Here is a 22,613-nt window from a genome sequence, read left to right on the forward strand (position 1 = left end):
AGTCATTGCAGGGCGGCGTCCGCAGGGCAGAATGCGCACCTGATCGACATTCCGTGCCTGCCCGCCACCTGCCGCCGATGACCGCTCCTCGACCCGCCAGCGTTACTTTCCGTGAAGCCTTCCTGTTCTGGCTCAAGCTGGGTTTCATCAGCTTCGGCGGGCCGGCCGGCCAGATTTCGATCATGCACCAGGAGCTGGTCGAGAACCGGCGCTGGATTTCCGAACGCCGCTTCCTGCACGCGCTGAACTACTGCATGGTGCTGCCGGGCCCCGAGGCGCAGCAGCTCGCGACCTATATCGGCTGGTTGATGCACCGCAGCTGGGGCGGCATCGTCGCTGGCGCGCTGTTCGTGCTGCCGTCGCTGTTCATCCTTATCGCTCTGTCATGGGTCTACATCGCCTTCGGTGACGTGCCGCTGGTGGCCGGGCTGTTCTACGGCATCAAGCCGGCTGTCACCGCCATCGTCGTGCAGGCGGCCTGGCGCATCGGCGGGCGGGCGCTGAAGAACCGGACTCTGTGGGCCATCGCCGCCGCGTCCTTCCTAGCCATCTTCGCGCTGAACATTCCCTTCCCTGCCATCGTCGCCGGCGCCGCACTGATCGGCTACATCGGCGGCCGCGTCGCACCGACGACTTTCCGCACCGGCGGCGGACACGGCGCAAAGCACGCTTCCTACGGCCCGGCGCTGATCGACGACGACACGCCGACGCCGGAACATGCGCGCTTCCGCTGGACGCGACTGATGCGCGTCGCCATCGTCGGCGCATTGCTCTGGGTGGTACCGATGGCCCTGCTGGCGGGTCTGCTCGGCTGGTCGCACACGCTGACGCAGATGGGCTGGTTCTTCACCAAGGCCGCGCTGCTCACCTTCGGCGGCGCCTACGCGGTGCTGCCCTACGTCTATCAGGGCGCGGTCGGCCACTACGGCTGGCTGACGCCGACGCAGATGATCGACGGCCTCGCCCTCGGCGAAACCACGCCCGGCCCGCTCATCATGGTGGTGGCCTTCGTGGGTTTCGTCGGCGGGTATGTGAAGGCGGTGTTCGGACCGGACAGCCTCTTCGTCGCCGGCGCAGTCGCTGCGTCCCTGGTGACCTGGTTCACCTTCCTGCCCTCCTTCCTGTTCATCCTCGCAGGCGGGCCGCTGGTCGAATCGACGCACGACGACCTCAAGTTCACCGCGCCACTGACCGCCATCACCGCCGCCGTGGTCGGCGTCGTGCTCAACCTCGCACTGTTCTTCGGTTACCACGTGCTGTGGCCGCAGGGCTTCGGCGGCAGCTTCGAGTGGATGTCGGCGCTGATCGCCGTCGGCGCCGCCATCGCGCTGTTCCGCTTCAAGGCGAACGTGATCCACGTGATCGGCGCGTGCGCGGTGATCGGGCTGGTGCTGCAGCTGACCGTCAGCCGCTGACAGCCCTTTGTGGGAAGCACCCTGGCCGCGACAGCGCTGCTGCGGTCAGCCGGCTTCGATGCAGGCCGCTGTCGGGGTCAGAAGCCCCCTCCCACAGAAGCCAGGCTCCGGCAGCGGATCGGGCGCGTTTCCTGTGGGAGCGGCCTTGGCCGCGACACGGCCTCTGCGGTCCGCCGGCTTCGGCCCCGGCCGCTGTCGGGGTCAGAAGCCCCCTCCCACAGAAGCCCCGCCGCCCTCGCGAACACGTCCGCCTGCTCGGCCAATATGAACTTCCCGCTGCACGCGCGTCCCGTTTGCGCTGCATCAACCCGGCGCGCCGTCCGCCTTCGTACAGTGGCACGCAGACCCTATCCGCCCGGAGTGTGCACGCCATGACCGCCGACGACGACAACCTGCGCTTCTTCCGCGCACGTCACGCGACCTTTTCACAGATTCTGGCGTCGCAACGCGACGACGACGCACTGCTCGCGCAGTTGCTGGGCGAGGCTTTCGACAACTTCGAACAGGCGCTGCAGGCGCGGATGGACGCCGGTGCGCCGGTCGCCTGCGACCGCGGCTGCGCGACCTGCTGCACGGTGCGCGTCACCGCCACCGCGCCCGAGGTGCTGCACATCGCACGCCATCTGCGCGAAGCCGACCCGGCGGTATGTGCCCGGCTGGTACGTCGTCTCGCCGCCGCCGACGACGACACGCGCGACGCCGATGCCGACGACCGCGTTGCGCTGCGGGCGACCTGCCCCTTCATCGACGACGACGGCGCCTGTGCGATCTACGCGGTGCGCCCGCTCGCCTGTCGCGGCCACGCCTCGCACGACCGCACCGCGTGCGATCGCGCGGCCTGCGGCGAGATCGACGACATTCCGTACTCGGTCGCCCACCGCATGGTGCGCAGCCTGGTGCAGAACGCGCTGCAGTCGGCGCTGCGCGACGCCGGCTGCAGCTGGGCTTCGTACGAGCTGAATCACGCGCTGATGCTGGCGCTCGCCGCGCCGGAATCGGAAGCGGACTGGCTGGCCGGCGACGACGTGTTCGCCGACTCGCAGGTGAACGACGTCAGCCCGGCCGAGATGGCGCGCACCTTCGACTGGCTGAAAGCACCGGGCGTGCGCATCCCGGCCGGCTAGCGCGGCATGACGCAGGCTTTGCCGAGCGGCGCAGCTTTGTTCATCATGTGCGGGCGATACGCCATCGCACCTACCCAACGGGAGAGATCGACATGAACAAGATGATCATCGCCGCACTGACCGCCCTGCTCGCCTGTGGCAGCGCTCTGGCCGCCGACGCCAGCCCGGATGCCGCCGCCGACTCGAAGTGCGAAGCCGCCGCCATCGACAAGAACGGCAAGCCGCTGGTCGGCGCCGCCAAGTCCTCCTTCATGCAGAAATGCCATCGCGAAGCCATGCACAAGACCGACTGCGAAGCGCGTGCGCTGAGCAAGGACGGCAAGCCGCTGGCCGGCGCAGCGAAGAACTCCTTCATGCGCAAGTGCGAAGAAGACATGAAGCAGGCCGCACCGGCCGGCAAGTGAAAACACACCTGACCGGAGCCGTCACGCCGTGAGCGAACAGAAAAAACCGGGCGTGCAGGTACGCCGCGAAGTCATGGGCGACGATTTCGTCGACCGTGCCCTCGGCAACGCCACAGAATTCAATCAGCCCCTGCAGGACTTCATCAACGAGCACGCCTGGGGCGCGGTGTGGAACCGCGATGGTCTGGACCGCCGCACCCGCAGTCTGGTCACGCTGGCCGCACTGACCGCGCTGAAGAGCCCGCACGAGCTGAAGGGCCACGTGCGCGGCGCGCTGAACAATGGCTGCACGGTCGAGGAAATCCGCGAAACGCTGCTGCATTGTGCGGTTTACGCAGGTGTCCCGGCCGCCGGCGAAGCGTTCCGCGCAGCGCAGGAAGTGCTGGATTCGTATCGGCTGTGAACCGCTGAGGGCTGATCGACCGCCCCATCGCGAGCAAGCTCGCTCCCACGAAAGCACTCCCCGACCGCCGCCGGAGCCGCGTTCTTGTGGGAGCGAGCTTGCTCGCGATGCGGCCGCTGCGGTCCACAGGCTTCGATACGGGCCGCTGTCGGGGTCAGAAGACCCCTCCTACAAGATCCAGCCTCCCAGCCGCAGACGAGCGTGGCCTCTGTGGGAGCGGCCTTGGCCGCGACACGGCCGGCGCAATCCGCAGGCTTCGGTACTAGCTGCTGTCGGGGTCAAGACCCCTCCCACAGAACCTTGGCCTGTCGCCAGCCGGCGATTCAGCGCACCGACGCCGCCAGCAGGATCAGCCCGCCGCCTCGATCTGCTCCGACACCTCGAGCCAGCGCATTTCCTGCGCTTCGAGTTCTTCGTCCACCTTCTGCAGCTCGACGCCGACTTCGCCGATTTCCTTCGGCGGCAGCGGACTGGCGAGCTTGGCGGTCAGTGCGTGCTTCTTCGTCTGCAGTTCGAGGATGCGCTGTTCGAGCTTGCCGAGCTCGTTCTTCAGCGCCTTGAGGTTCACCGGCGCCTTCTTGACCGGCGCAGCGACCGGCGGCGCCTGCACGACGGGCGCGGCTTCGGCCGGAGCGGCCTTCATCGAATCCTTCAGCACTTCGCGCGCGCGCTTCGCTTCGTCCAGCAGGTAGCGCTGGTAGTCGTCGAGGTCGCCGTCGAACGGTTCGATGCCGCCGCGCGACACCAGCCAGAACTCGTCGCACACCGAACGCAGCAGCGAGCGGTCGTGGCTCACCAGCATCACCGTGCCTTCGAATTCGTTCAGCGCCACCGCCAGCGCCTCGCGCGTGGCGAGGTCGAGGTGGTTGGTCGGTTCGTCCATCAGCAGCAGGTTGGGGCGCTGCCACACGAGCATGCACAGCACCAGCCGCGCCTTCTCGCCGCCGCTCATGGTGCCGACCGCCTGCTTCACCATGTCGCCGCTGAAGTTGAAGGTGCCGAGGAAGTTGCGCAGGTCCTGCTCGCGGCCGCTCTGCCCGGCGGGCAGGCCTTCGCGCGCCATGCGCGTCATGTGTTCGAGCGGATTGTCCTGCGGGCGCAGCACGTCCAGTTCCTGCTGCGCGAAGTAGCCGATGGTCAGCCCCTTGCCTTCGGTCACGCGGCCGGCGATTGGCGCCAGCGCGCGGGCGATGGTTTTGACCGCGGTCGACTTGCCCTGGCCGTTGGCGCCCAGTATGCCGATGCGCTGGCCGGCCATGACCGACTTGTTCACGTTGCGCACGATCACCGTCGGCGGCGTGCCGGCGGGTGCGTCGGCCGGCGGCGGATAGCCGAAGCTCGCCTCTTCCATCACCAGCATCGGGTTGGGCAGGTTGGCCGGCTCCTTGAACTCGAAGTTGAAGTCGGCGGTGGCCAGCATGGGCGCCAGCTTCTCCATGCGGTCGAGCGCCTTGACCCGGCTCTGCGCCTGCTTGGCCTTGCTCGCCTTGGCCTTGAAACGGGCGATGAACTTCTGCAGGTGGGCGATCTTGTCCTGCTGCTTCGCGTAGGCGTTCTGCTGCAGTTCCATCTGCTGCGCGCGCATGTCTTCGAAGGTGCTGTAGTTGCCGCCGTAGCGCGTGAGCTTGCCGGCGTCGATGTGCAGCGTCACGTTGGTGATGGCGTCGAGGAATTCGCGGTCGTGGCTGATCACCACCAGCGTGCCTTCGTAGCGCTTGAGCCACGATTCCAGCCACACCAGCGCGTCCAGATCCAGGTGGTTGGTCGGTTCGTCGAGCAGCAGCAGGTCGGACGGACACATCAGCGCGCGCGCCAGCTGCAGGCGCATGCGCCAGCCGCCGGAAAAGCTGTTCACCGGATTGCACATCTGGTCAGCGGTGAAGCCCAGACCGAGGATGAGCGCCTGCGCTCGTGACTGCGCGTCGTGCGCGCCGGCGTCGTGCAGCGCCATGTAGGCGTAGGCCATGCGCTCGCCGTCGTCGGTGGCTTCGGCGGCCTGCACTTCCTTCTGCGCGGCGAGCAGCGCGGTGTCGCCCTCGATCACGAAATCGGTGGCCGGCTGGTCGGTTTCCGGCATGTCCTGCGCCACCTGCGCCATGCGCCACTGCGCCGGCATGCTGAACTCACCGCCGTCTTCGTGCAGCGTGCCGTTGAGCAGCGCGAACAGCGTCGACTTGCCGGCGCCGTTGCGGCCGACCAGGCCAACCTTCTCGCCCGGATTGATGGTGGCGGTGGCGCCATCGAGCAGCACCTTGGCGCTGCGGCGAAGGACGACGTTTCTGAGCGTGATCATGCGGGTGAAACTCCAGCGGGTTCTCCCGCAGGGCAAACGGCGGCAGGACGTGGGGATGAGCGGATGCGCGGGCGGCCCGGCGCGGATCGCCGGCTGCCGGAGCAGCGGCGGAGCGACGCATATATATAGGCGCCGCCGGGGGCGGAGTATCGGGGGCGGCGGGGGTGGCCGTCAATCGAGGGCCGGCCGGCCCGCTCAGGCCAGCGACACCCCGATCAGCGCGCCGGTGCCGTAGGTGACGCCCGCCGCCGCGGCGCCAATCAGCACCTGACGCAGCACCGAAAACACCGGGCCGCGCCCGCTGAACAGCGAAGTCGCCAGCCCTATCGCGGCCAGTGCAGCCGCCGACAGGCCGCCGCTCCACAGCATGCCGGGCAGACCCGCGGTGAAGAAGAAGGGCAGCACCGGGAACAGCGCACCAGCCGCGAACAGCATGAAGGAAAAGCCGGCCGCGCTCCACGGGTTGCCGCCCAGCTCGGCCGGATCGATGCCCAGTTCCTCGCGCATCAGCGTGTCCAGCGCCGCCTTCTTGTCGCGCATCAGTTCGGTCGCCACGCGCTGCGCATCCTCGCGGGCCAAGCCCTTGGCCTGGAAGATGAGCGCCAGCTCCTTGCGCTCGGCCTCCGGCGTCTCTTCCAGTTCGGCGGCCTCGGCCGCCATCTGCGCCTGCGCGAACTCGCGCGAATTGGTGACCGACAGCCATTCGCCCAGCGCCATCGACACCGCACCGGCGATCAGGCCGGCCAGCCCGGTCAGCAGGATGGTCTGCGCCGGCGCACCGGCGCCGGCCACGCCCATCACCAGGCAGAGGTTGGACACCAGCCCGTCGTTCGCGCCCAACACCGACGCCCGCAGTTCGTTACCCGAGCCGCCGCGGTGCCAGCGCTCGCCCTTGGCGATGGCGGCACCACTCATGCCGCGCGGCTGGCTCACCGCCGCCTCCAGCACCGCCGCGTGCGAACGCTCTTCCGCCGACAGCGACGCCGCGTCGGCCTGGCCGGCGTACTTGTCGCGGTCGGCGAATTCGGCGGTCGCCACCGACGGCAGCACGAAGGATGGCCCGAAGCGCTTCGCCAGCGCCGCCAGCACGCGCGTGCGGAAGCTCGGCCGGAACGCCTCCGGCCTGACACCTGCAGCCTCGAGCTTGCTGCGCCACAGCTGCGCATGTGCCGCCTCGGCCTCCGCCAGCTGGCGGAACAGGTCGCGCCGGACCGGATCGGACTCGGCCTCCGCCAGCGCGGCGTAAAGCGCGGCGCCGTCGAGCTCGTCGCGCAGATTGGACTGGTAACGGTCAGCGGAAGCGGTCATGGCGTGCGAAGGCAAAGCGAAGCCGCGATGGTGCCCGATCCGTGCGCCGGTGTGCGGCGCAGCCGTCGCCCCGAAGACGGGAACCCTGACCGCCGGGTGCCCGTCAATGCCGCGTAACGCGTTACGCCGGCGGCAGACGATCTTCGCCGCCACCGCGCCCCGACCACCCGGAGGAACTGCCTTGAACGCGCCAGAACAGCCGGACACGCTGACCGTGCTTTACGACGGCGGATGCCCCTTGTGCCGGCGCGAGATCGCGCACGTGAAGGGGCTGGCGGACCGGCGGCAGGACAGTGCGCTGTGCTTTGTCGACATCAGTGCCGACGCGCCCGACAGCGCGTGTTTCGCGGCCGAGCGGACGGCCTTGCTCGCGCGCTTCCACGTGCAGCGCGCCAACGGCTCGCGGCTGGACGGCGCCGCCGCCTTCGTCGCGATGTGGGCCCGCCTGCCCGGCTGGCGCTGGCTGGCACGCCTGGCGCAGCTCCCCGGCGTGCTGCCACTGCTGGAGCGGGCCTATTGCGGCTTCCTGCGCGTCCGGCCGTGGCTGCAGGCGCGGGCCCGTCGCTTCGAACCGGCTGCAGCGGCGCAGGCGCTGTCGCCCTGGCTCGCGCGCGAACTGCGTTCGGACCACGCCGGCGAAACCGGCGCGGTATTCATCTACCGAGGCATCGCGGCAGTCGCCCGATGGCGGGGCGATGAGGTGCTGGAGGCCTTTGCACGACGTCACGGCGACACCGAAACAGAACACCTGCGCCTGATCGAGAGCTGGCTGCCGCCGCCGCAGCGCAGTCGCCTGCTCGGCCCGTGGCGCGTCGCCGGCTGGCTGACCGGCGCCCTGCCCGCACTGTTCGGTCGACGCGCCACCTGGGCCACCATTGCCGCGGTCGAAACCTTCGTCGATCGCCACTACCAGCAGCAGATCGATTACCTGCACGCCCACGGCGGGCCCGACGGACTGCTGCCGCTGCTGCTGCACTGTCAAGCTGACGAGCGCGCGCACCGGGACGAGGCCACGTCGCTGCAGGTCAGCCCCGCACCGTGGCCGCTGCGCGTCTGGTGCGCGCTGGTTGGCGCCGGCTCGGCCGCCGCCGTAATGGTCGCGCGCCGGCTCTGAGCGCAACGACAGCCTGACTTTCCGGACACAGGGACGCCCATGCTCGACATCGTCAGCCTCCTGCTGGTCGCGCTGCTGTTCGGCGGCATGCTGCTCTATTCCTTCGGTTTTGCGGCCGTGCTGTTCTCCACCCTGCCCGCCGCGATGGCCGGCGCCACGCTACGTCGCGCCTTCCCGCACTTCTACCTGTTCGTAATCGTCACCGCGGCGCTGGCGGCGCTGCTGCTGTGGCCGCAGGACCGCACGTCGGCGACGCTGCTCGGCCTGATCGCGCTGAGCACGCTGCCCACGCGGCAGCTGCTGATGCCGGCCATCAACGCCGCCACCGACGGCGGACGGAAAACCCGTTTCAAGTGGTTGCACGGCATTTCGGTGCTGGTGTCGCTGGCGCACATCGTCGTGTCGGGCGTGGTACTCGCGCGCTTCGTCTGAAATCGCACGGAGCGCTGTCCGCTGCGCATGCGGGCTGCTTTAATGGATGCACTTTGCGTGCTGCGCGAAGCGGGCCGTCCGGCGTCCGCCCCGATGGCCGTCACCCACTCGAAAAGGGAGATTTCCATGCGCGTTCCGACACCGTTCCGCCCCGTACTGATGGCCGCCTCCGTCGCGCTTGCGCTGTGCGCGGGTCAGGCGCAGGCGGGTTTCGACTACTTCCTGAAGCTGGACGACATCAAGGGCTCAAGCACCGACGAAAAGCACGAGAACTGGAACGAGATCGATACCTTCAACTGGGGCTTCGGCATCGAAACGGTCAGCGGCGGCCCTACCAGCGACATCACGATCCGTCGCCCGGTGTTCCGCGACTTCGAATGGACGCAGGGGCTCGACGCCAGTGTGGCCAAGCTGTTCGAACGGGCAAGCAATGGTGACGTGCTGGACACGGTGACGCTGCACGCGACGACGGACATCGAAGGCCGCCGCGCCACCTTCTTCGAGATGGTGTTCACCGACGCCTTCGTCACCACGTTCGACCTGACCGGCAGCAGCGGCAGCGCGCCGGCCCTGTCAGCTGCGCTCGAATACCGCACCGTCACGCTGAAGTACATCACGCTGAAATCGTCCGGCGCCGTCGGCGAAGAATTCGTCAGCAGCTATGACCTGTCGACGCGGACCGGCTCTGCCGACGCGCTGGCCGCGGTGTATGCGATGGGACTGTCCGGACCGACCGTGCTCATGGTGCCGGAGCCGGAAAGCTGGGCGCTGCTGCTCGCCGGCCTGGGGCTGACAGGTTTCGCGGCGCGGCGGCGCGCACGGCAACGTGCAGGCGGTGCGTCGCCGGCAGCTCAGCGTCCGCGGTAAGGCTCGCAGCCGATGCCGTCGCCGTCGCGGTCCAGGTGCGGGCCGTAGCCGGGCTCGCCCGCGCGGACCGGCGCAGCGCCCGCCGCCCGCGCCTCGGCGCAGTTGCGGAAGGCGCGTCCGGTCGGCACCGCGGCCGCCCCTTCCGTCGCTGACGATGAGGTGCGCGCCGGCGCGCCGCGGTGGCAGTGGTAGTCCCCGGTCCTGCGGTTGTTGTGGCAGCCCTCGGCGTTCAGGCCGCCCGGGTGGGCCGCCGCGCCGGCGCACGCCAGCAGCGTCAGCGCGCCGGGCAACATCCGCAGGGGGCAAGGACTGAAGCGCATCGCGACGGCGGGGGAAGGGATGGCCCGCAGTCTAACCGCGGCACAGGGCGAGGCGAATCGGCCGCGGATGAGGCGCCCGAGAGGCCACGCCATGACGCGCGCACCGGCAGCGCCCCGGACCCGGCAGCGCTGCCGGCCGCCTGCGTCACGACGGTCGAGGCATTCCTCTCCGACAGGACGCGCTCTTCGTCGCGGAGGCGCGCGACGGTCGCGCGCGTGCCATCAGGCCGCTTCCTTCACGCGCAGACCGGCGAGCACCTGTTCGGCCTGCACGGCGAGGCGCGAGCCGTCGATGGGCTTGCCGTAGAGCACGCCCCAGATGAGCGCGCTCAGGGTTTCTTCCAGCTTTGTGGCGTCGTCGGCGCTGACATAGTTGCCGGCGGGGGCGCCGCTCGCGGCGTCGGGGGTGATGCTGTAGGTGCGAAGCGTCATGGTGGGTCTCCTGTGGCGTTGGCGGCGCGGGCTGAGGGCGTGCGAAGAACAGGCGCGGGCGGCCGACGGGCCGCTCCGGCGCCTTGTCTTCATCGCAGGCGCGGCAAGCAAGCGCTCACCGGCTTGCGACAGTCACGACAAGGGCGACATGAATTCATGCCTTCGGCGCGATCAGAGCAAAATTTGATCCAGATCAAATCCGCGTGAGGCCACTCAGTGCGTCCGCCGCGCCAGCACCTCGTCGCGCGGGCCGGCATCGACCACGCGACCGGCCTCGACGACCACCACGGTGTCGAAGCGCGCGAGCAGACTGGGCCGGTGTACCGACGCGACGATGCAGGCCGACGGGAAGGCCGCCACCATGCGGTCGAACACCCGACCTTCGGCCTGCGGGTCGAGCGCGCTGGTCGGTTCGTCGAGCAGCAGCAGCGAACTGCCCTGCGCCGCCAGCGCACCGCGGGCCAGCGCCAGGCGCTGCCGCTGACCGCCGGAGAGGTTGCCGCCGCGTTCGCTCAGGCTGCTCTGCAGCCCGTCCGGCAGGCGCTCGAGCACCTCGTCGAACACGCCGGCGTGCATGGCCGACTGCAGCGCCGCCGCATCGGCCGGCTGGCCGAAGGTGAGGTTCTCTTCGACGCTGGCTTCGAACACCTCGGCTTCCTGCGGAATCAGCGTAGCGAGCGTGCGCAGTTCGGCCCACGGCACCGGCACGCCGTCGCGCAGCAGTTCGCCCTGCTGCGGCAGATAGAGGCCGGCCAGCGTGCGCAGCAGCGTGCTCTTGCCGCCGCCGCTCGGGCCGATCAGCGCGACGCGTGTGCCGCGTCGCAACTCCAGATCCACGCCGCGCAGACCGCCGCGCGCGTCGTCGCCGTAGCGCCAGGTGGCGCCGCGCAGTGCCAGCGTCTGCCACGACGCGTCCGCCTGCACCGCGGGCACCTCTGCATCCGGCTCACCGGGTGCGATCCAGATCGGCTCCGCGCTGCAGTAGTCGGTGTGCATGCGCGCGAAGCCCTGGAAGTTCGACGCCAGCGACGCCACCACGCCGGCCGCCTGCTGCGCGTACTGGTAGATCATGAACACCGTGCCCAGCGCCACCGCCTGCCCCGGCTCGCGCACCTGCATGACATACACCACCACCAGCACCCAGGTGAGCCCCATGCCGAGCAGATCCACGGCGAACCACTTGCCCTCGTTCACCATCACCGCGCGCCGCAGCGGCGCCATCACCGCCTCCATGCGCCGGCCCAGCAGCACACGCGACGCCGCCTGCAGCCGCAGCCCGATCACCGTGCCCGCGTTGCCGACGAAATCGAGCAGCGCCGCGGCATAGCGGCGGTCGGCATCGTTCTCGGCGCGCGCGAGCTGCATCAACGTGCGGTCGAAGCGCAGGATGATGAGCGCGATCACCACATAGCCGCTCACCGCGATCGCGCCGCTGGTGCGCGACAGCAGCGCCAGCGCGACCAGGGGACCGACGAAGTTGAACGCGCTCTGCAGATAGTCGAACTGGTTCTGCGCGAAGTCCGACAGCGCCCGGCTCGCCTGCATCACGCGGTGCTGCAGCTCACCCGAATGCCGCCCGTCCCGCCAGGCCAGCGGCGCCGCCGCGATGCGCGCATACAGCGTATCCGCCAGCCGCACGCGCACCCGCACGCCGACATTCCGCTCCAGCACCCGCCCCGGCCCATGCAGCAGCCAGGACAGCAGATAGATGCCGACCAGATAAAGAATCCACCGTCCCGCCGTCGCCATGTCGCCCTGCTGCAAGGCATTGATCGCCTGCGCGGCGAGCCACGGCATGGTGAGGCGCAGCAGCTGCGCGCCGGATAGCAGCGCCGCGGCCCCGAGCATCTGCGCACGGGCGCCGCGGGCGTGGAGCCAGAGGGCGCGGTAGAGGTCGCGGGCAGCGGTGGGGAGGGTTAGAACGTGGGACCGAGCGTTCATCTGGATGTCTAACACTTGCAGGAACTTGAGTATCGGGCGAAGTGTGATCGATTCGACCTTGAACTCCTCGGTGAAGCGTTGCTGCAACTTCTTCGTTTCCATCGACACCTCCATAACGCCTCATTCTGAGGAAGGTTGGCGTCTAGAAAGAATCACTGGGAACTCAGTTCGACCCTTATAGCACCTGGTGCTATAATTAATACTGATATTGACCGCATGTCGGCAGAGGATAATTGCGATGACTAAGACGAGGTTTCCCGCTGTTGAGGCCGTGAGCGACACAGTCAAAGGATTGCGCAGTGCCGGCGTGACGGATCAGGTCACACTGCGCGAATTCGACCCACACTGGCTGCCACCGGTCGAACCTTTGGAGCCCGCGGAAATAAAGCGCATCCGCGAAAGCACGCATGTCAGTCAAGCGGTTTTTGCGCGACTACTGAACACGAGTCTTTCGACCGTTCAGAAATGGGAGATCGGGCAGAAGAAGCCAGCGGGCACTGCGCTCAAGCTACTGCACCTCGTTAAGAAGCACGGTTTGGAGGTCGTCGCATGACTGCGCTGCTCCAGCAACATGCGATTCGGCCGCAGGTGTGCGGACTAGGCTTTGGCAGTGGAATCCAGTCAGTCGGCGCCCTATCACTCGTCCGATGGCTCGCAAATGAGGGTGACATCGTATGAACGCCGATATTCTGAAACGAGTAGTGCGAGCCATTGCCGATGGTTCGCAATCCGACTTGGATCGGCTCGCCGAAAAAATCGTCGAAACAGAGCGCAAGACAGGCCACGTCAGACTGGCTGAGCAGCTAGAGGCAATCCTCAAGCAGTCTAAGACAAAGCGTGCACCGCTACCCCCCGCTCCGTCAGCAAACATTGAGCGCACGCTCAAAGAACTGCCAATGAGCCGGCGCCACGGGGAGACGCTTGCCACGCTCATCCCGCACGACCAGTTGGAGCACCACATGGTGCTGCCCGATGCTGTCGAGCAACGTTTCTCTCGCATCGAAGCCGAGTACGCAGCGCGCGACCGGCTGCGTACCTTCGGACTTAAGCCCCGCAAAACCGTGCTGCTCTACGGCCCGCCAGGCTGCGGCAAATCGCTGGGCGCTAAGCGGCTGGCTTGGAATACTGGCTTGCCACTCATGAAGGTGCGCTTCGACGTGCTGATATCATCCTTTTTCGGCGAGTCAGCCCAGAACCTCCGATCCATCTTCAGCAGTGCCCGCGAAAAACCCTGCGTGCTGCTGCTTGACGAATGCGACTTCATTGCACGTTCGCGCACGGCCTCCAAGGACATTGGCGAGGTTTCGCGCATCGTTAATTCGCTGTTGCAGCTAATGGAAGAGTACGACGCCCCCGGCCTGCTTGTCGCGACGACGAACCTGGAGTCCGCGTTGGACCCGGCGCTGTTCAGACGCTTCGACGATGTGTTCGCCATCCCGCTGCCCGGGAAGGCCGAGATCGAAAAGTTGCTGAAGATGACGCTGTCTAGCGTACGAATGGACAGGCCCATCGCCTGGGAGCCTCTGATCGCCAAACTCGAAGGCTCATCGGCCGCGATGGTCGTGAAGGCCGCCCAGGACGCCGCCAAAGCTGCAGTGCTAGCCGGCCGCCCATCCCTGTCGCAAGACAAGCTACTCAGGGCCGTCGAGGAGTTGCAACGGCATGATGCGGCACAAAGGGCGTAAGCCATGCCGGGAACACACAACTTTGAACACTTGCCACTGCTTCTGCGCTACCAAGGCAAGGCACGCCTGCGCGGAGGCGGCGATCCGTCGCCACAAACTCTAGCCAACAAGGGAACGCAACGCCAAGCGCACAGCGTTGCCTTGGACACCGCGGCTCAGGCACTCATTACGAACTGGCACGCCCGCAAGGCGCAGCGCCAAGCGGCAGGCCCGGCGCTCCCGGACATTCCCGCAGGGATTCCCATCCTGCTGCAGATTGATACCGGCCTCGATCTCGACGCGCTGCGCGCCAAGTTCCAATTCGAGATCGTGGCCGAGCAGGAAGACGGCTATGTGATCGTGGCGTCAGAAGACATTCAGCTGACGGCGTTCCGCAACATGGCCCAAGGGTTTGCTGTCACCGTGCACGGCTCCGCGACCATCGCCGAGGTCCACACGCTATTCGACGATCCCGACCAGACGGACCGGCTGGGTCGCATCCTTTCCGACCAGTTGATGGCGTCGTGGGGCACCATCGACGAAGACCAGCTCTACATCGTTGACATCGGCATCGCCTGTGCAGGCACTCAGGAAATTCCGCCGCATCCGGTACGCGGCAAGCGCGCGACCGACGCACAGTGGGCGGCCAAAGAGTACGAGTGGTCGCAGTCGCGAGCCAGCGCCTACATCGAGTGGGACGACATCAAGATCGAACGCGAGACTTCCATCCAGAAGTTCACCGAGTTCTATCAAGCCGAAATCCTACATATGAAGGACAGCGCCGACTTCGACGCCGGCGTCCTGCCGGACAGTTTCACGGTGCGGCTGAAGATCTCGGGCAAGGGTCTGAAGGACTTCGTCCTCAACTATCCCTACATCTTCGAGGTCGTCGAACCGGAAGATATCGCGCTGCCCCAAAACCAGGGCCAGCAAGGCGCACAAGCGGCACTCGCAGTCGCGCCGGTCGCACCCGATGCCGACGCGCCCGCCGTCTGCATCATCGACAGTGGCATCCAAGAGGCGCACGTCCTGTTGCAGCCAAGCATCGACCAAGCCACGTCCCATTGCTTCCTGCCAGGTCAAGCCGCGACGGCCGTCGCTGATGAAGTGGCGCCCGGCGGCCACGGCACGCGCATCGCAGGCGCCGTGCTTTACGGCGAGGACGTGCCGGCCGCCGGCGCACCGCAACTACCTTTCTGGATTCAGAACGCCCGCGTGCTCGACGTCCAGAACGCGATGCCGGTCGAGTTGTTCCCGCCCGAAGCGCTGCGCATGGCAGTCGAACGCTTCAACGACGGCCCGCGCCAGACTCGCATCTTCAATCACTCGATCAACGCGCGCAGCTCCTGCCGCACGCGCTATATGTCATCCTGGGCGGCCGAGATCGACCAGTTATGCAACGAGCGGGATGTGCTCATCGTGCAAAGCGCCGGTAACCTGCCGCTGCAAGGCACTCCGCCATTCCTGGGCATCGCCGACCATCTGACCGCAGGCCGAGACTATCCAGCTTATCTCGCCGAAAACTCGGCGCGCATCGCCAACCCGGGCCAAAGCCTCCAGGCGCTGACCGTTGGCTCGATCGCCTATAACGCGGCCGAGCAAGGGGCATGGCGTACCTTCGCCAATAAGCCCGCGAGCCCCTCGGCATTCTCCCGGACAGGCCCCGGCATCTGGAACGTCATCAAGCCTGAAGTTGTGGAGTATGGCGGCGATGCCGCACGCACAAACAACGCACCGCCCGACCTGCAGGCGGGTGGCGTCATCCCTGCCGCATGCCCCCATCTTGTCCGCTCGACGCTGCATGGTCCCGGACCCGCAGCGGACCGCGACACTGCCGGCACCTCTTTTGCAGCCCCCAAGGTCGCGCGCATTGCAGCCCAAGTGCAGCGTGTCTTGCCCGCTGAGCCTGCACTCCTTTACCGCGCACTTGTCGTGCAATCGGCACAGTGGCCGGCGTGGGCTGAAGACCTGCTAACACGTTTGCGCAATCCGCCGCCCGGCATGACGCCTCTGGAAAAGCAGGCCCTATTCGCATCGGCGTCCAGTGCTTTCCGCAGCTTGGGTTTCGGAGTACCGGATGCTGCACGAGCAACCACCAACACCGACCATCGAACGACGCTCATCACGAGCGGAGAGACCGGAATACATGCCGGTGAGTGTCACATCTATCAAGTGCCCATCCCCGCCGAACTGCGTCAGCAGGCCGATGAATTCGATATCCGGATTGACGTGACCTTGTCGTACGTCGCCCAGCCGCGGCGCACGCGCCGCAACCTGCGCCGGTATCTCTCAACTTGGGTGGATTGGAAAGCCAGCAGGCTGGGGGAGGGGGTGCATGACTTTCGCGTGCGCGCTATGAAAGATGCGGCAAACGGCGAGGCGCCGCTGCCTGGCACCACGTTGCCTTGGGTGCTGCATGACAAGCCCCAGGACGGCCTGATCCGTGACTTCAAGCGCAACAGCGGAACAGTGCAGAAAGACTGGGCGGTCGTCCGCTCGAACAGCCTACCCGACCACTTCTGCATCGCCGTGGTGGGTCATCAGGGATGGAGCCGTGACCCCGACTCGACGGCGCGCTATGTACTCGCGGTAACCTTTGAAATCCTGGGCGGCGAAATCGCAATCTACGAACCGCTGCGCGTAGCGATTGCCGAGCTTCAGGCCCAGACCGAAGCCGACATCGAGGGCAACGAGGTCGAAGTGGAAGTCGAAGCTACTGAGTGACGCGCGGACACAGAACCAAAACGGGATTGATGCAGCTGCTGAGCGTGCAAGGCTAGGTTTGGCCTGCGATCTTTAGCGGGGCTACTACCTGCCCGTCGCTCTAGGCATGCAAAGCGCGGCCATGTGATGCGTGCTGACTCGCCAAGACGAGACTAGGCCGAATGAGGGATCGCCGGCTTTTTGCTGGTCTAGCATTCCCGACCAACTTTACTTTTCACCGGCCGACTTTATTTGTTCCAGTCTGCGCGCGCGCCGCCAGCTGTCACTCCACCGTCACGCTCTTCGCCAGATTCCGCGGCTTGTCCACATCGGTGCCCTTCACCAGCGCGGCGTGATACGCGAGCAACTGCAGCGGCACGACGTGCAGCACCGGTGACAGCAGGCCGTAGTTCTCCGGCATGTTCAGGATGTGCACGCCCTCGCCTTCGACCATTTCAGTGCCGGCGTCGGCGATGACGTAGAGCTCGCCGCCGCGGGCGCGGACTTCCTGGATGTTGCTCTTGAGCTTTTCGATCAGCGCGTCGTTCGGGGCGATGGCGATGACCGGCATGTCGCGGTCGACCAGCGCCAGCGGGCCGTGCTTCAGTTCGCCGGCCGGGTAGGCTTCGGCGTGGATGTAGGAAATTTCCTTGAGCTTGAGCGCGCCTTCGAGCGCGATCGGGTAGTGCTGGCCGCGGCCAAGGAAGAGGGCGTGGTGCTTCATCGCGAAGCGTTCGGCCCAGGCCTGGATCTGCGGCTCAAGCTCGAGCACGCGGGTGACCGCGCCCGGCAGGTGGCGCAGCGCGCCGAGGTATTTCTCTTCCTGCGCGACGCTGAGCGTGCCGCGGGTCTTGGCCATGGCCAGCGTGAGCAGCGCGAGCGCGGCGAGCTGGGTGGTGTAGGCCTTGGTCGAGGCAACGCCGATTTCCGGGCCGGCGCGGGTGATGAAACGCAGGCTGGATTCGCGCACGATGGCCGATTCCGGCACGTTGCAGATGGCCAGCGTGCGGGTCATGCCAAGCGACTTGGCGTACTTCAGCGCGGCCAGCGTGTCAGCGGTTTCGCCCGACTGCGAAATGGTGACGACCAGCGTGTCGGGGTCGGCCACCGGCTTGCGGTAGCGGTATTCGCTGGCGATTTCGACCGAGCATTCGATGCCGGCGATGTCTTCCAGCCAGTAGCGGGCGACCAGGCCGGCGTGGAAGCTGGTGCCGCAGGCGAGCACGAGCACGCGGCGCACCGAGCGGAACACGCTGTCGGCTTCGACGCCGAACAGGTTGGGCGTAATCGAGCGCGCCTGGGCCAGCATTTCGAGCGTGTTCGACAGCGCGGCCGGCTGCTCGAAAATCTCTTTCTGCATGTAGTGGCGATAGCTGCCCAGTTCGACCGCGTCGGCCGAAAGCTGGCTCACCTGCACCGGGCGTTCGACCGGCGTGCCGTCGAGACGCATGATGCGCATCGAGTTGCGGGTGAGTTCGGCCATGTCGCCGTCTTCGAGGTAGATCATGTTGCGCGTGACCTGCAGCAGCGCCGAGGTGTCGGAAGCGGCGTAGTTGCCGGAATCCGACTGGCCGAGCACCAGCGGCGAGCCGTGGCGGGCGACGACGATGCGCGAGTCTTCGCCTTCGGTGACGATGGCGATGGCGTAGGCGCCGATCAGTTCGCCACAGGTGGCGCGCACGGCGTCGAGCAGGTCGGGCGTGGTCTTCAGGTGGTGGCGCACCAGGTGGGCGATCACTTCGGTGTCGGTTTCCGACGTGAAGGTGTAGCCCAGGCCAGTGAGGCGGGCGCGCAGCGGCTCGAAGTTTTCGATGATGCCGTTGTGCACGACGGCCAGACCGTCGCTGATGTGCGGGTGCGCGTTGCGCTCCGACGGCACGCCGTGCGTGGCCCAGCGGGTGTGGGCGATGCCGATGGCGGCGTCGAGTTGCTGTTCGCTGGCCTGGGTGGCCAGTTCGGCCACGCGGCCGACCGAGCGCAGGCGGCGCAGTTCGGTGCCGTTGGCGCCATTCAGCACGGCGAGGCCGGCCGAGTCATAGCCCCGGTATTCGAGCTTGCGCAGCCCTTCGAGCAGGACGGGAACGATGTTCTGGCCGGCGATGGCCGCGACGATGCCACACATGGGAAATCCTTTGCCGTTGCGATGCGTTGTGTGTCGGTTACTGCCCGGTCATTTCTTTTTCTTCACCGGCCGGGTCCAGCCGGTGATGGTGGTCTGGCGCACGCGCGAGATGGTGAGCTCGCCCGGCGGTGCGTCCTGCGTCAGCGTGGTGCCGGCGCCGAGCGTGGCACCGCGGCCGACGGTGACCGGTGCGACCAGCTGGGTGTCGGAGCCGATGAACACGTCGTCTTCGATGATGGTGCGGAATTTGTTGGCGCCGTCGTAGTTGCAGCAGATGGTGCCGGCGCCGATGTTCACGCGACTGCCCACGGTGGCGTCGCCGACGTAGGCGAGGTGGTTGGCCTTGCTGTGGGCGGCGATATCGCTGTTCTTCACTTCGACGAAGTTGCCGATGTGCACGTCTTCCGCCAGGTTCGCGCCGGGGCGCAGACGCGCATAGGGGCCGAGCTGGCAGCCGGCGCCGACCACGGCGTCGTCGAAATGACAGAAGGGCGCGATGACGGTGCTGGCGGCGACGGTGACGTTGCGCAGCACCGAGTGCGCGCCCACCTTGACGCCGTCGCCCAATTCGACGCGGCCTTCGAAGATGCAGCCGATGTCGATCTCGACGTCGCGGCCGCAGACCAGCTCGCCGCGCACGTCGATGCGTGCCGGGTCGCGCAGCGTGACGCCCTCGGCCAGCAGACGCTCGGCGTTTTCGCGCTGATGGATGCGTTCGAGTTCGGCCAGTTGCGCCTTGTCGTTCACGCCCAGCGTTTCCGACACGCGCGCCGGCTGCGTGCTCACCACCGGAACGCCGTCGCGCACGGCGGCGGCGACCACGTCGGTCAGGTAGTACTCGCGCTGGGCGTTGTCGTTCGACAGCTGGTCGAGCCAGCCGGCGAGCTTGCCGCCGGGCACGACCATGATGCCGGTGTTTACTTCGCGGATCGCGCGCTCGGCCTCGGAGGCATCCTTCTGCTCGACGATGCGCACGATGCGGCCTTCGCCGTCGCGCACGATGCGGCCGTAGCCGGTCGGGTCGTCGAAGCTGACGGTAAGGATGGCGAGCTTGTCGTTGCCGGCCGCTTCGGCCAGCTTGACCAGCGTGTCGGCGCGCAGCAGCGGCACGTCGCCGTAAAGTATGAGTACCGGCTCGTCGCGCGACAGATGCGGCAGCGCCTGGCGGACCGCATGACCGGTGCCGAGCTGCTCGGCCTGCAGCGCCCAGTCGACCGCGAGATCGGGGAAGGCCGCGCGCACTGCGTCGCCACCGTGGCCGTACACCACGCAGGTGTGCGACGGGTTCAGGGACGCTGCGGTGCGCAGCACATGCCCGAGCAGCGGGCGGTCAGACAGGGGTTGCAGCACCTTGGGCAGGGCGGAGCGCATGCGCTTGCCTTGCCCGGCTGCCAGAATGACGATCTGCATCGGACACCATATGGCGGAAAACCGCGTGGATTCTAGCATTCGGGGTACGACGGCCTGCTGCGCAGCAGTTCTCGCCCACCGCGTGTTTGCAACCTGCCGACGTGCGCGTTGCCATAGATTTAACAATTCAACCGGGAGGTCTACGACATGAAAGCCGCCGCCCTTTACGCCGCCCTCTGCATGCTGCCCGTGACGCTGTTCGCGGGCGACACCGTGCACCGCTGGGTCGATGAACGCGGCGTCGTGAATTACGGCGACGCGCCGCCCGAGGGACGCAAATCGACACCGATCCGCACCGTCGATCCGCTCACCGTGACCGGCTCACCGCCCCCTGCCCGTGCTGCGACGCCGCCGAGCCCCGCCGGCGGCATGGCAGACCGCGACGCGGTACAGCGCGAGGTCGAATCGGCATTGCAGCGGGAACGTGCATCGGTCGCGCGAGAGAGCGCCGCGCGGCAGGAAGCTGCGATGGCGGAAGCGCGCCGTCGCTGCCTGGAACAGAGGCGAGTGGATTGCGACGATCCGGCGCTGATCGAGGAAACCCTGTACGGCGTACCGCCACGCATCATCCGTCGCCACCCTCCCCTCTACCCGCCGATAGCCCGTCCGCCCGCCCCGCCCCCTGAGCCGCCGGTGCTGATGCGAAAGTTGCCGTAGGTGGGCGCTTGAGCGGTCGCCGGCGAGTGGGCGGGGCTCTGTGGGAGGGGTCTTGACCCCGACAGCAGCCTGCGTCGAAGCCGGCGGACTGCAGCGGCCGCGTCGCGGCCAAGGCCGCTCCCACAGGGGAGGCGCCCGATCCGCAGCCGGAGCCCGGGCGGGGCTCTGTGGGAGGGGTCTTCTGACCCCGACGGGGCCTGTGATCAAGCACCGCTTCCTACTCAGGCGCCGCAGTCGCGGTCGGAAGACCGCTCCTACATGGGGGGCGCCTGACCCGAGACCCAACCCGAGCCAGGTCTTTGTGGGAGCGAGCTTGCTCGCGATTGCGACCCTCGCACCAACACCGGCCGGCCGATGTTCCCCACTCCCCGAAGGGCGTGAGCGAGGGCTGAGGGAGACTTAACGCGGCAGCGTGGTGCTGCCCATCAGGAACTGATCGACTTCGCGTGCGCACTGCCGGCCCCGCGCCAACGCCGGCCGGTCGGCCGGCGTTCCCCTCTCCCCGCCTGTGGGCGGTCAGAGAGGGGCGGAGAGATCAACGCGGCAGGGTGGTGGAACCCATGAGGAACTGATCGACTTCGCGGGCGCATTGGCGCCCTTCTCTGATCGCCCACACCACCAGCGATTGCCCGCGGCGCATGTCGCCGGCGGCGAATACCTTGGGCACGTTGGTGGCGTAGCAGCCTTCACCGTCGGTGGTGGCGCGGGCGTTGCCACGGCCATCCTTCTCGACGCCGAAGCTTTCGATGATGCTGCCGGCCGGGCTGACGAAGCCCATCGCGAGCAGCACGAGGTCGGCCTTCAGCAGTTGCTCCGTGCCGGCCACTTCCTGCATGCGACCGTCCTTCCACTCGACGCGCACGGTCTTGACCTGGGTGACCTTGCCGTTCTCGCCGATGAATTCCTTGGTTGCGATCGCCCAGTCACGCTCGCAGCCTTCTTCGTGGCTGGACGAGGTGCGTAGCTTGATCGGCCAGTAGGGCCATACCAGCGGCTTGTTCTCCGACTCCGGCGGCTGCGGCATCAGTTCGAACTGGATGACGCTGGCCGCGCCGTGACGGTTCGAGGTGCCGACGCAGTCGGAACCGGTGTCGCCGCCGCCGATCACGACCACGTGCTTGCCGGTGGCCATGATCTGGTCGGGCACGGTGTCGCCGGCAACGACGCGGTTCTGCAGCGGCAGGAAGTCCATCGCGAAATGCACGCCGGCCAGTTCGCGGCCCGGCACCGGCAGGTCGCGCGGCTGTTCAGCACCGCCGGCGAGGATGACGGCGTCGAACTCGGCCTTCAGCTGCTCCGGGCTGACCACGGTGGCGGCGTCGCTGTGCACCGGCGAACCTTCGGGCAGCGGGCCGACCTGCACACCGGTGCGGAAGGTCACGCCTTCGGCTTCCATCTGCGCGATGCGGCGGTCGATGTGCGACTTTTCCATCTTGAAGTCGGGGATGCCGTAGCGCAGCAGGCCGCCGACGCGGCTGTTCTTCTCGAACACGGTCACGTCGTGACCGGCGCGCGCCAGCTGCTGCGCAGCGGCCATGCCGGCCGGGCCCGAACCGACGACCGCGACCTTCTTGCCGGTCTTCGTCGCCGGCGGCTGCGGCACCACCCAGCCGTTCTCCCAGGCCTTGTCGATGATGGCGTGCTCGATCGACTTGATGCCCACTGCGTCGCTGTTGATGTTCAGCGTACAGGCGGCTTCGCACGGCGCCGGACAGATGCGGCCGGTGAATTCCGGGAAGTTGTTGGTCGAGTGCAGCACCTCGATCGCCTGCTTCCAGTCCTGGCGGTAAACCAGGTCGTTGAAGTCGGGGATGATGTTGTTGACCGGGCAGCCGCTGTTGCAGAACGGGATGCCGCAGTCCATGCAGCGCGCGCCCTGGATCTTCGCTTCCTCGTCGCTCAGGTGGAGCACGAACTCCTTGTAGTTGCGCACGCGCTCGGCGACCGGCAGCGATGCTTCGGACAGACGCTGGTACTCAAGAAAACCGGTGGACTTTCCCATGT

The 22,613-nt window shown here is 67.3% G+C and carries 19 protein-coding genes; 11 read left to right on the plus strand and 8 right to left on the minus strand.

Going from position 1 to position 22,613, the window contains the following annotated elements; genetic code table 11:
• The first annotated feature begins 77 nt into the window (after window positions 1-77).
• From chrA to METRZ18153_RS0117985, 4 genes are all read left to right on the plus strand, one after another.
• Window positions 78-1,415 (plus strand): chromate efflux transporter, encoded by a 1,338-nt coding sequence (gene chrA, locus METRZ18153_RS0117970; protein ID WP_020166052.1) that lies wholly within the window; start codon window positions 78-80, stop codon window positions 1,413-1,415.
• 371 nt (window positions 1,416-1,786) lie between these two features.
• Window positions 1,787-2,539, plus strand: coding sequence for a YkgJ family cysteine cluster protein (locus METRZ18153_RS0117975; RefSeq protein WP_020166053.1), 753 nt, complete (start codon window positions 1,787-1,789; stop codon window positions 2,537-2,539).
• Between the two features lie 92 nt (window positions 2,540-2,631).
• Entirely contained in the window at window positions 2,632-2,943 is a 312-nt protein-coding gene (locus tag METRZ18153_RS0117980) for a hypothetical protein (RefSeq protein ID WP_020166054.1), read from the plus strand.
• A gap of 28 nt (window positions 2,944-2,971) precedes the next feature.
• Entirely contained in the window at window positions 2,972-3,346 is a 375-nt protein-coding gene (locus METRZ18153_RS0117985; RefSeq protein ID WP_019916536.1) for a carboxymuconolactone decarboxylase family protein, read from the plus strand.
• A 349-nt stretch (window positions 3,347-3,695) separates the two neighbouring features.
• Here METRZ18153_RS0117985 and METRZ18153_RS0117990 read toward each other — a convergent pair whose 3' ends face one another.
• Together METRZ18153_RS0117990 and METRZ18153_RS0117995 are read right to left on the minus strand one after the other, a co-directional pair.
• Entirely contained in the window at window positions 3,696-5,639 is a 1,944-nt protein-coding gene (locus METRZ18153_RS0117990; RefSeq protein ID WP_020166055.1) for an ABC-F family ATP-binding cassette domain-containing protein, read from the minus strand.
• Window positions 5,640-5,834: 195 nt separating this feature from the next.
• Complete coding sequence (locus tag METRZ18153_RS0117995) at window positions 5,835-6,947, minus strand: VIT1/CCC1 transporter family protein (protein ID WP_029143869.1); 1,113 nt, start codon at window positions 6,945-6,947, stop codon at window positions 5,835-5,837.
• Between the two features lie 181 nt (window positions 6,948-7,128).
• Here METRZ18153_RS0117995 and METRZ18153_RS0118000 point away from each other — a divergent pair, with 181 nt between their 5' ends.
• The 3 genes from METRZ18153_RS0118000 to METRZ18153_RS0118010 all read left to right on the plus strand — a co-directional run bounded on the left by METRZ18153_RS0118000 (window position 7,129) and on the right by METRZ18153_RS0118010 (window position 9,360).
• Window positions 7,129-8,061, plus strand: a complete 933-nt coding sequence (locus METRZ18153_RS0118000; protein WP_020166057.1) for a demethoxyubiquinone hydroxylase family protein — start codon at window positions 7,129-7,131, stop codon at window positions 8,059-8,061.
• Window positions 8,062-8,100: 39 nt separating this feature from the next.
• Window positions 8,101-8,493 (plus strand): DUF4149 domain-containing protein, encoded by a 393-nt coding sequence (locus METRZ18153_RS0118005; protein ID WP_020166058.1) that lies wholly within the window; start codon window positions 8,101-8,103, stop codon window positions 8,491-8,493.
• Between the two features lie 126 nt (window positions 8,494-8,619).
• Window positions 8,620-9,360, plus strand: coding sequence for an Hcp family type VI secretion system effector (locus tag METRZ18153_RS0118010; protein ID WP_232416086.1), 741 nt, complete (start codon window positions 8,620-8,622; stop codon window positions 9,358-9,360).
• Here METRZ18153_RS0118010 and METRZ18153_RS0118015 read toward each other — a convergent pair.
• The 3 genes from METRZ18153_RS0118015 to METRZ18153_RS0118025 form a co-directional block, all read right to left on the minus strand.
• Window positions 9,345-9,680 carry an excalibur calcium-binding domain-containing protein gene (locus METRZ18153_RS0118015; RefSeq protein WP_198291222.1) on the minus strand — a complete coding sequence of 112 codons (336 nt, stop codon included), beginning with the start codon at window positions 9,678-9,680 and terminating at the stop codon, window positions 9,345-9,347. The genes METRZ18153_RS0118010 and METRZ18153_RS0118015 overlap by 16 nt on opposite strands.
• Window positions 9,681-9,902: 222 nt before the next feature.
• Window positions 9,903-10,112, minus strand: a complete 210-nt coding sequence (locus METRZ18153_RS0118020) for a hypothetical protein (protein ID WP_020166061.1) — start codon at window positions 10,110-10,112, stop codon at window positions 9,903-9,905.
• 213 nt (window positions 10,113-10,325) lie between these two features.
• A complete protein-coding gene (locus METRZ18153_RS0118025) occupies window positions 10,326-11,960 on the minus strand; it encodes an ATP-binding cassette domain-containing protein (RefSeq protein ID WP_029143870.1) in 1,635 nt (544 codons plus the stop codon).
• A 331-nt stretch (window positions 11,961-12,291) separates the two neighbouring features.
• On the opposite strand from METRZ18153_RS0118025, the gene METRZ18153_RS0118030 reads away from it, so the two are divergent.
• The 3 genes from METRZ18153_RS0118030 (at window position 12,292) to METRZ18153_RS0118040 (ending at window position 16,441) form a co-directional block, all read left to right on the plus strand.
• Window positions 12,292-12,606, plus strand: a complete 315-nt coding sequence (locus METRZ18153_RS0118030; protein WP_020166063.1) for a helix-turn-helix domain-containing protein — start codon at window positions 12,292-12,294, stop codon at window positions 12,604-12,606.
• A gap of 121 nt (window positions 12,607-12,727) precedes the next feature.
• Window positions 12,728-13,738, plus strand: a complete 1,011-nt coding sequence (locus tag METRZ18153_RS0118035; RefSeq protein ID WP_020166064.1) for an AAA family ATPase — start codon at window positions 12,728-12,730, stop codon at window positions 13,736-13,738.
• Window positions 13,739-13,741: 3 nt separating this feature from the next.
• Entirely contained in the window at window positions 13,742-16,441 is a 2,700-nt protein-coding gene (locus METRZ18153_RS0118040; protein WP_198291223.1) for a S8 family peptidase, read from the plus strand.
• Between the two features lie 262 nt (window positions 16,442-16,703).
• Here the strand turns inward: METRZ18153_RS0118040 and glmS are convergent, their stop codons facing one another.
• Both glmS and glmU read right to left on the minus strand, forming a co-directional pair.
• On the minus strand, window positions 16,704-18,542 hold the full coding sequence (gene glmS / locus METRZ18153_RS0118045; RefSeq protein WP_020166066.1) for a glutamine--fructose-6-phosphate transaminase (isomerizing): 1,839 nt from the start codon (window positions 18,540-18,542) through the stop codon (window positions 16,704-16,706).
• A gap of 48 nt (window positions 18,543-18,590) precedes the next feature.
• Window positions 18,591-19,952, minus strand: coding sequence for a bifunctional UDP-N-acetylglucosamine diphosphorylase/glucosamine-1-phosphate N-acetyltransferase GlmU (gene glmU / locus METRZ18153_RS0118050; protein ID WP_020166067.1), 1,362 nt, complete (start codon window positions 19,950-19,952; stop codon window positions 18,591-18,593).
• A 147-nt stretch (window positions 19,953-20,099) separates the two neighbouring features.
• On the opposite strand from glmU, the gene METRZ18153_RS0118055 reads away from it, so the two are divergent.
• Window positions 20,100-20,609, plus strand: coding sequence for a DUF4124 domain-containing protein (locus METRZ18153_RS0118055; protein WP_029143871.1), 510 nt, complete (start codon window positions 20,100-20,102; stop codon window positions 20,607-20,609).
• A 535-nt stretch (window positions 20,610-21,144) separates the two neighbouring features.
• On the opposite strand, the gene METRZ18153_RS0118060 is transcribed toward METRZ18153_RS0118055, so the two are convergent.
• Window positions 21,145-22,611, minus strand: a complete 1,467-nt coding sequence (locus METRZ18153_RS0118060) for a glutamate synthase subunit beta (RefSeq protein WP_020166069.1) — start codon at window positions 22,609-22,611, stop codon at window positions 21,145-21,147.
• Window positions 22,612-22,613: the final 2 nt, after the last annotated feature.

Source organism: Methyloversatilis discipulorum (assembly GCF_000385375.1).
Taxonomy (GTDB): domain Bacteria; phylum Pseudomonadota; class Gammaproteobacteria; order Burkholderiales; family Rhodocyclaceae; genus Methyloversatilis; species Methyloversatilis discipulorum_A.

Coding starts and splice junctions, on each gene's coding strand:
- chrA (WP_020166052.1), top strand. CDS start 78: ATGACCGCTCCTCGACCCGCCAGCGTTACTTTCCGTGAAGCCTTCCTG.
- METRZ18153_RS0117975 (WP_020166053.1), top strand. CDS start 1,787: ATGACCGCCGACGACGACAACCTGCGCTTCTTCCGCGCACGTCACGCG.
- METRZ18153_RS0117980 (WP_020166054.1), top strand. CDS start 2,632: ATGAACAAGATGATCATCGCCGCACTGACCGCCCTGCTCGCCTGTGGC.
- METRZ18153_RS0117990 (WP_020166055.1), bottom strand. CDS start 5,639: ATGATCACGCTCAGAAACGTCGTCCTTCGCCGCAGCGCCAAGGTGCTG.
- METRZ18153_RS0117995 (WP_029143869.1), bottom strand. CDS start 6,947: ATGACCGCTTCCGCTGACCGTTACCAGTCCAATCTGCGCGACGAGCTC.
- METRZ18153_RS0118005 (WP_020166058.1), top strand. CDS start 8,101: ATGCTCGACATCGTCAGCCTCCTGCTGGTCGCGCTGCTGTTCGGCGGC.
- METRZ18153_RS0118010 (WP_232416086.1), top strand. CDS start 8,620: ATGCGCGTTCCGACACCGTTCCGCCCCGTACTGATGGCCGCCTCCGTC.
- METRZ18153_RS0118015 (WP_198291222.1), bottom strand. CDS start 9,680: ATGCGCTTCAGTCCTTGCCCCCTGCGGATGTTGCCCGGCGCGCTGACG.
- METRZ18153_RS0118020 (WP_020166061.1), bottom strand. CDS start 10,112: ATGACGCTTCGCACCTACAGCATCACCCCCGACGCCGCGAGCGGCGCC.
- METRZ18153_RS0118025 (WP_029143870.1), bottom strand. CDS start 11,960: ATGCTCGGGGCCGCGGCGCTGCTATCCGGCGCGCAGCTGCTGCGCCTC.
- METRZ18153_RS0118030 (WP_020166063.1), top strand. CDS start 12,292: ATGACTAAGACGAGGTTTCCCGCTGTTGAGGCCGTGAGCGACACAGTC.
- METRZ18153_RS0118035 (WP_020166064.1), top strand. CDS start 12,728: ATGAACGCCGATATTCTGAAACGAGTAGTGCGAGCCATTGCCGATGGT.
- METRZ18153_RS0118040 (WP_198291223.1), top strand. CDS start 13,742: ATGCCGGGAACACACAACTTTGAACACTTGCCACTGCTTCTGCGCTAC.
- glmS (WP_020166066.1), bottom strand. CDS start 18,542: ATGTGTGGCATCGTCGCGGCCATCGCCGGCCAGAACATCGTTCCCGTC.
- glmU (WP_020166067.1), bottom strand. CDS start 19,952: ATGCAGATCGTCATTCTGGCAGCCGGGCAAGGCAAGCGCATGCGCTCC.
- METRZ18153_RS0118055 (WP_029143871.1), top strand. CDS start 20,100: ATGAAAGCCGCCGCCCTTTACGCCGCCCTCTGCATGCTGCCCGTGACG.
- METRZ18153_RS0118060 (WP_020166069.1), bottom strand. CDS start 22,611: ATGGGAAAGTCCACCGGTTTTCTTGAGTACCAGCGTCTGTCCGAAGCA.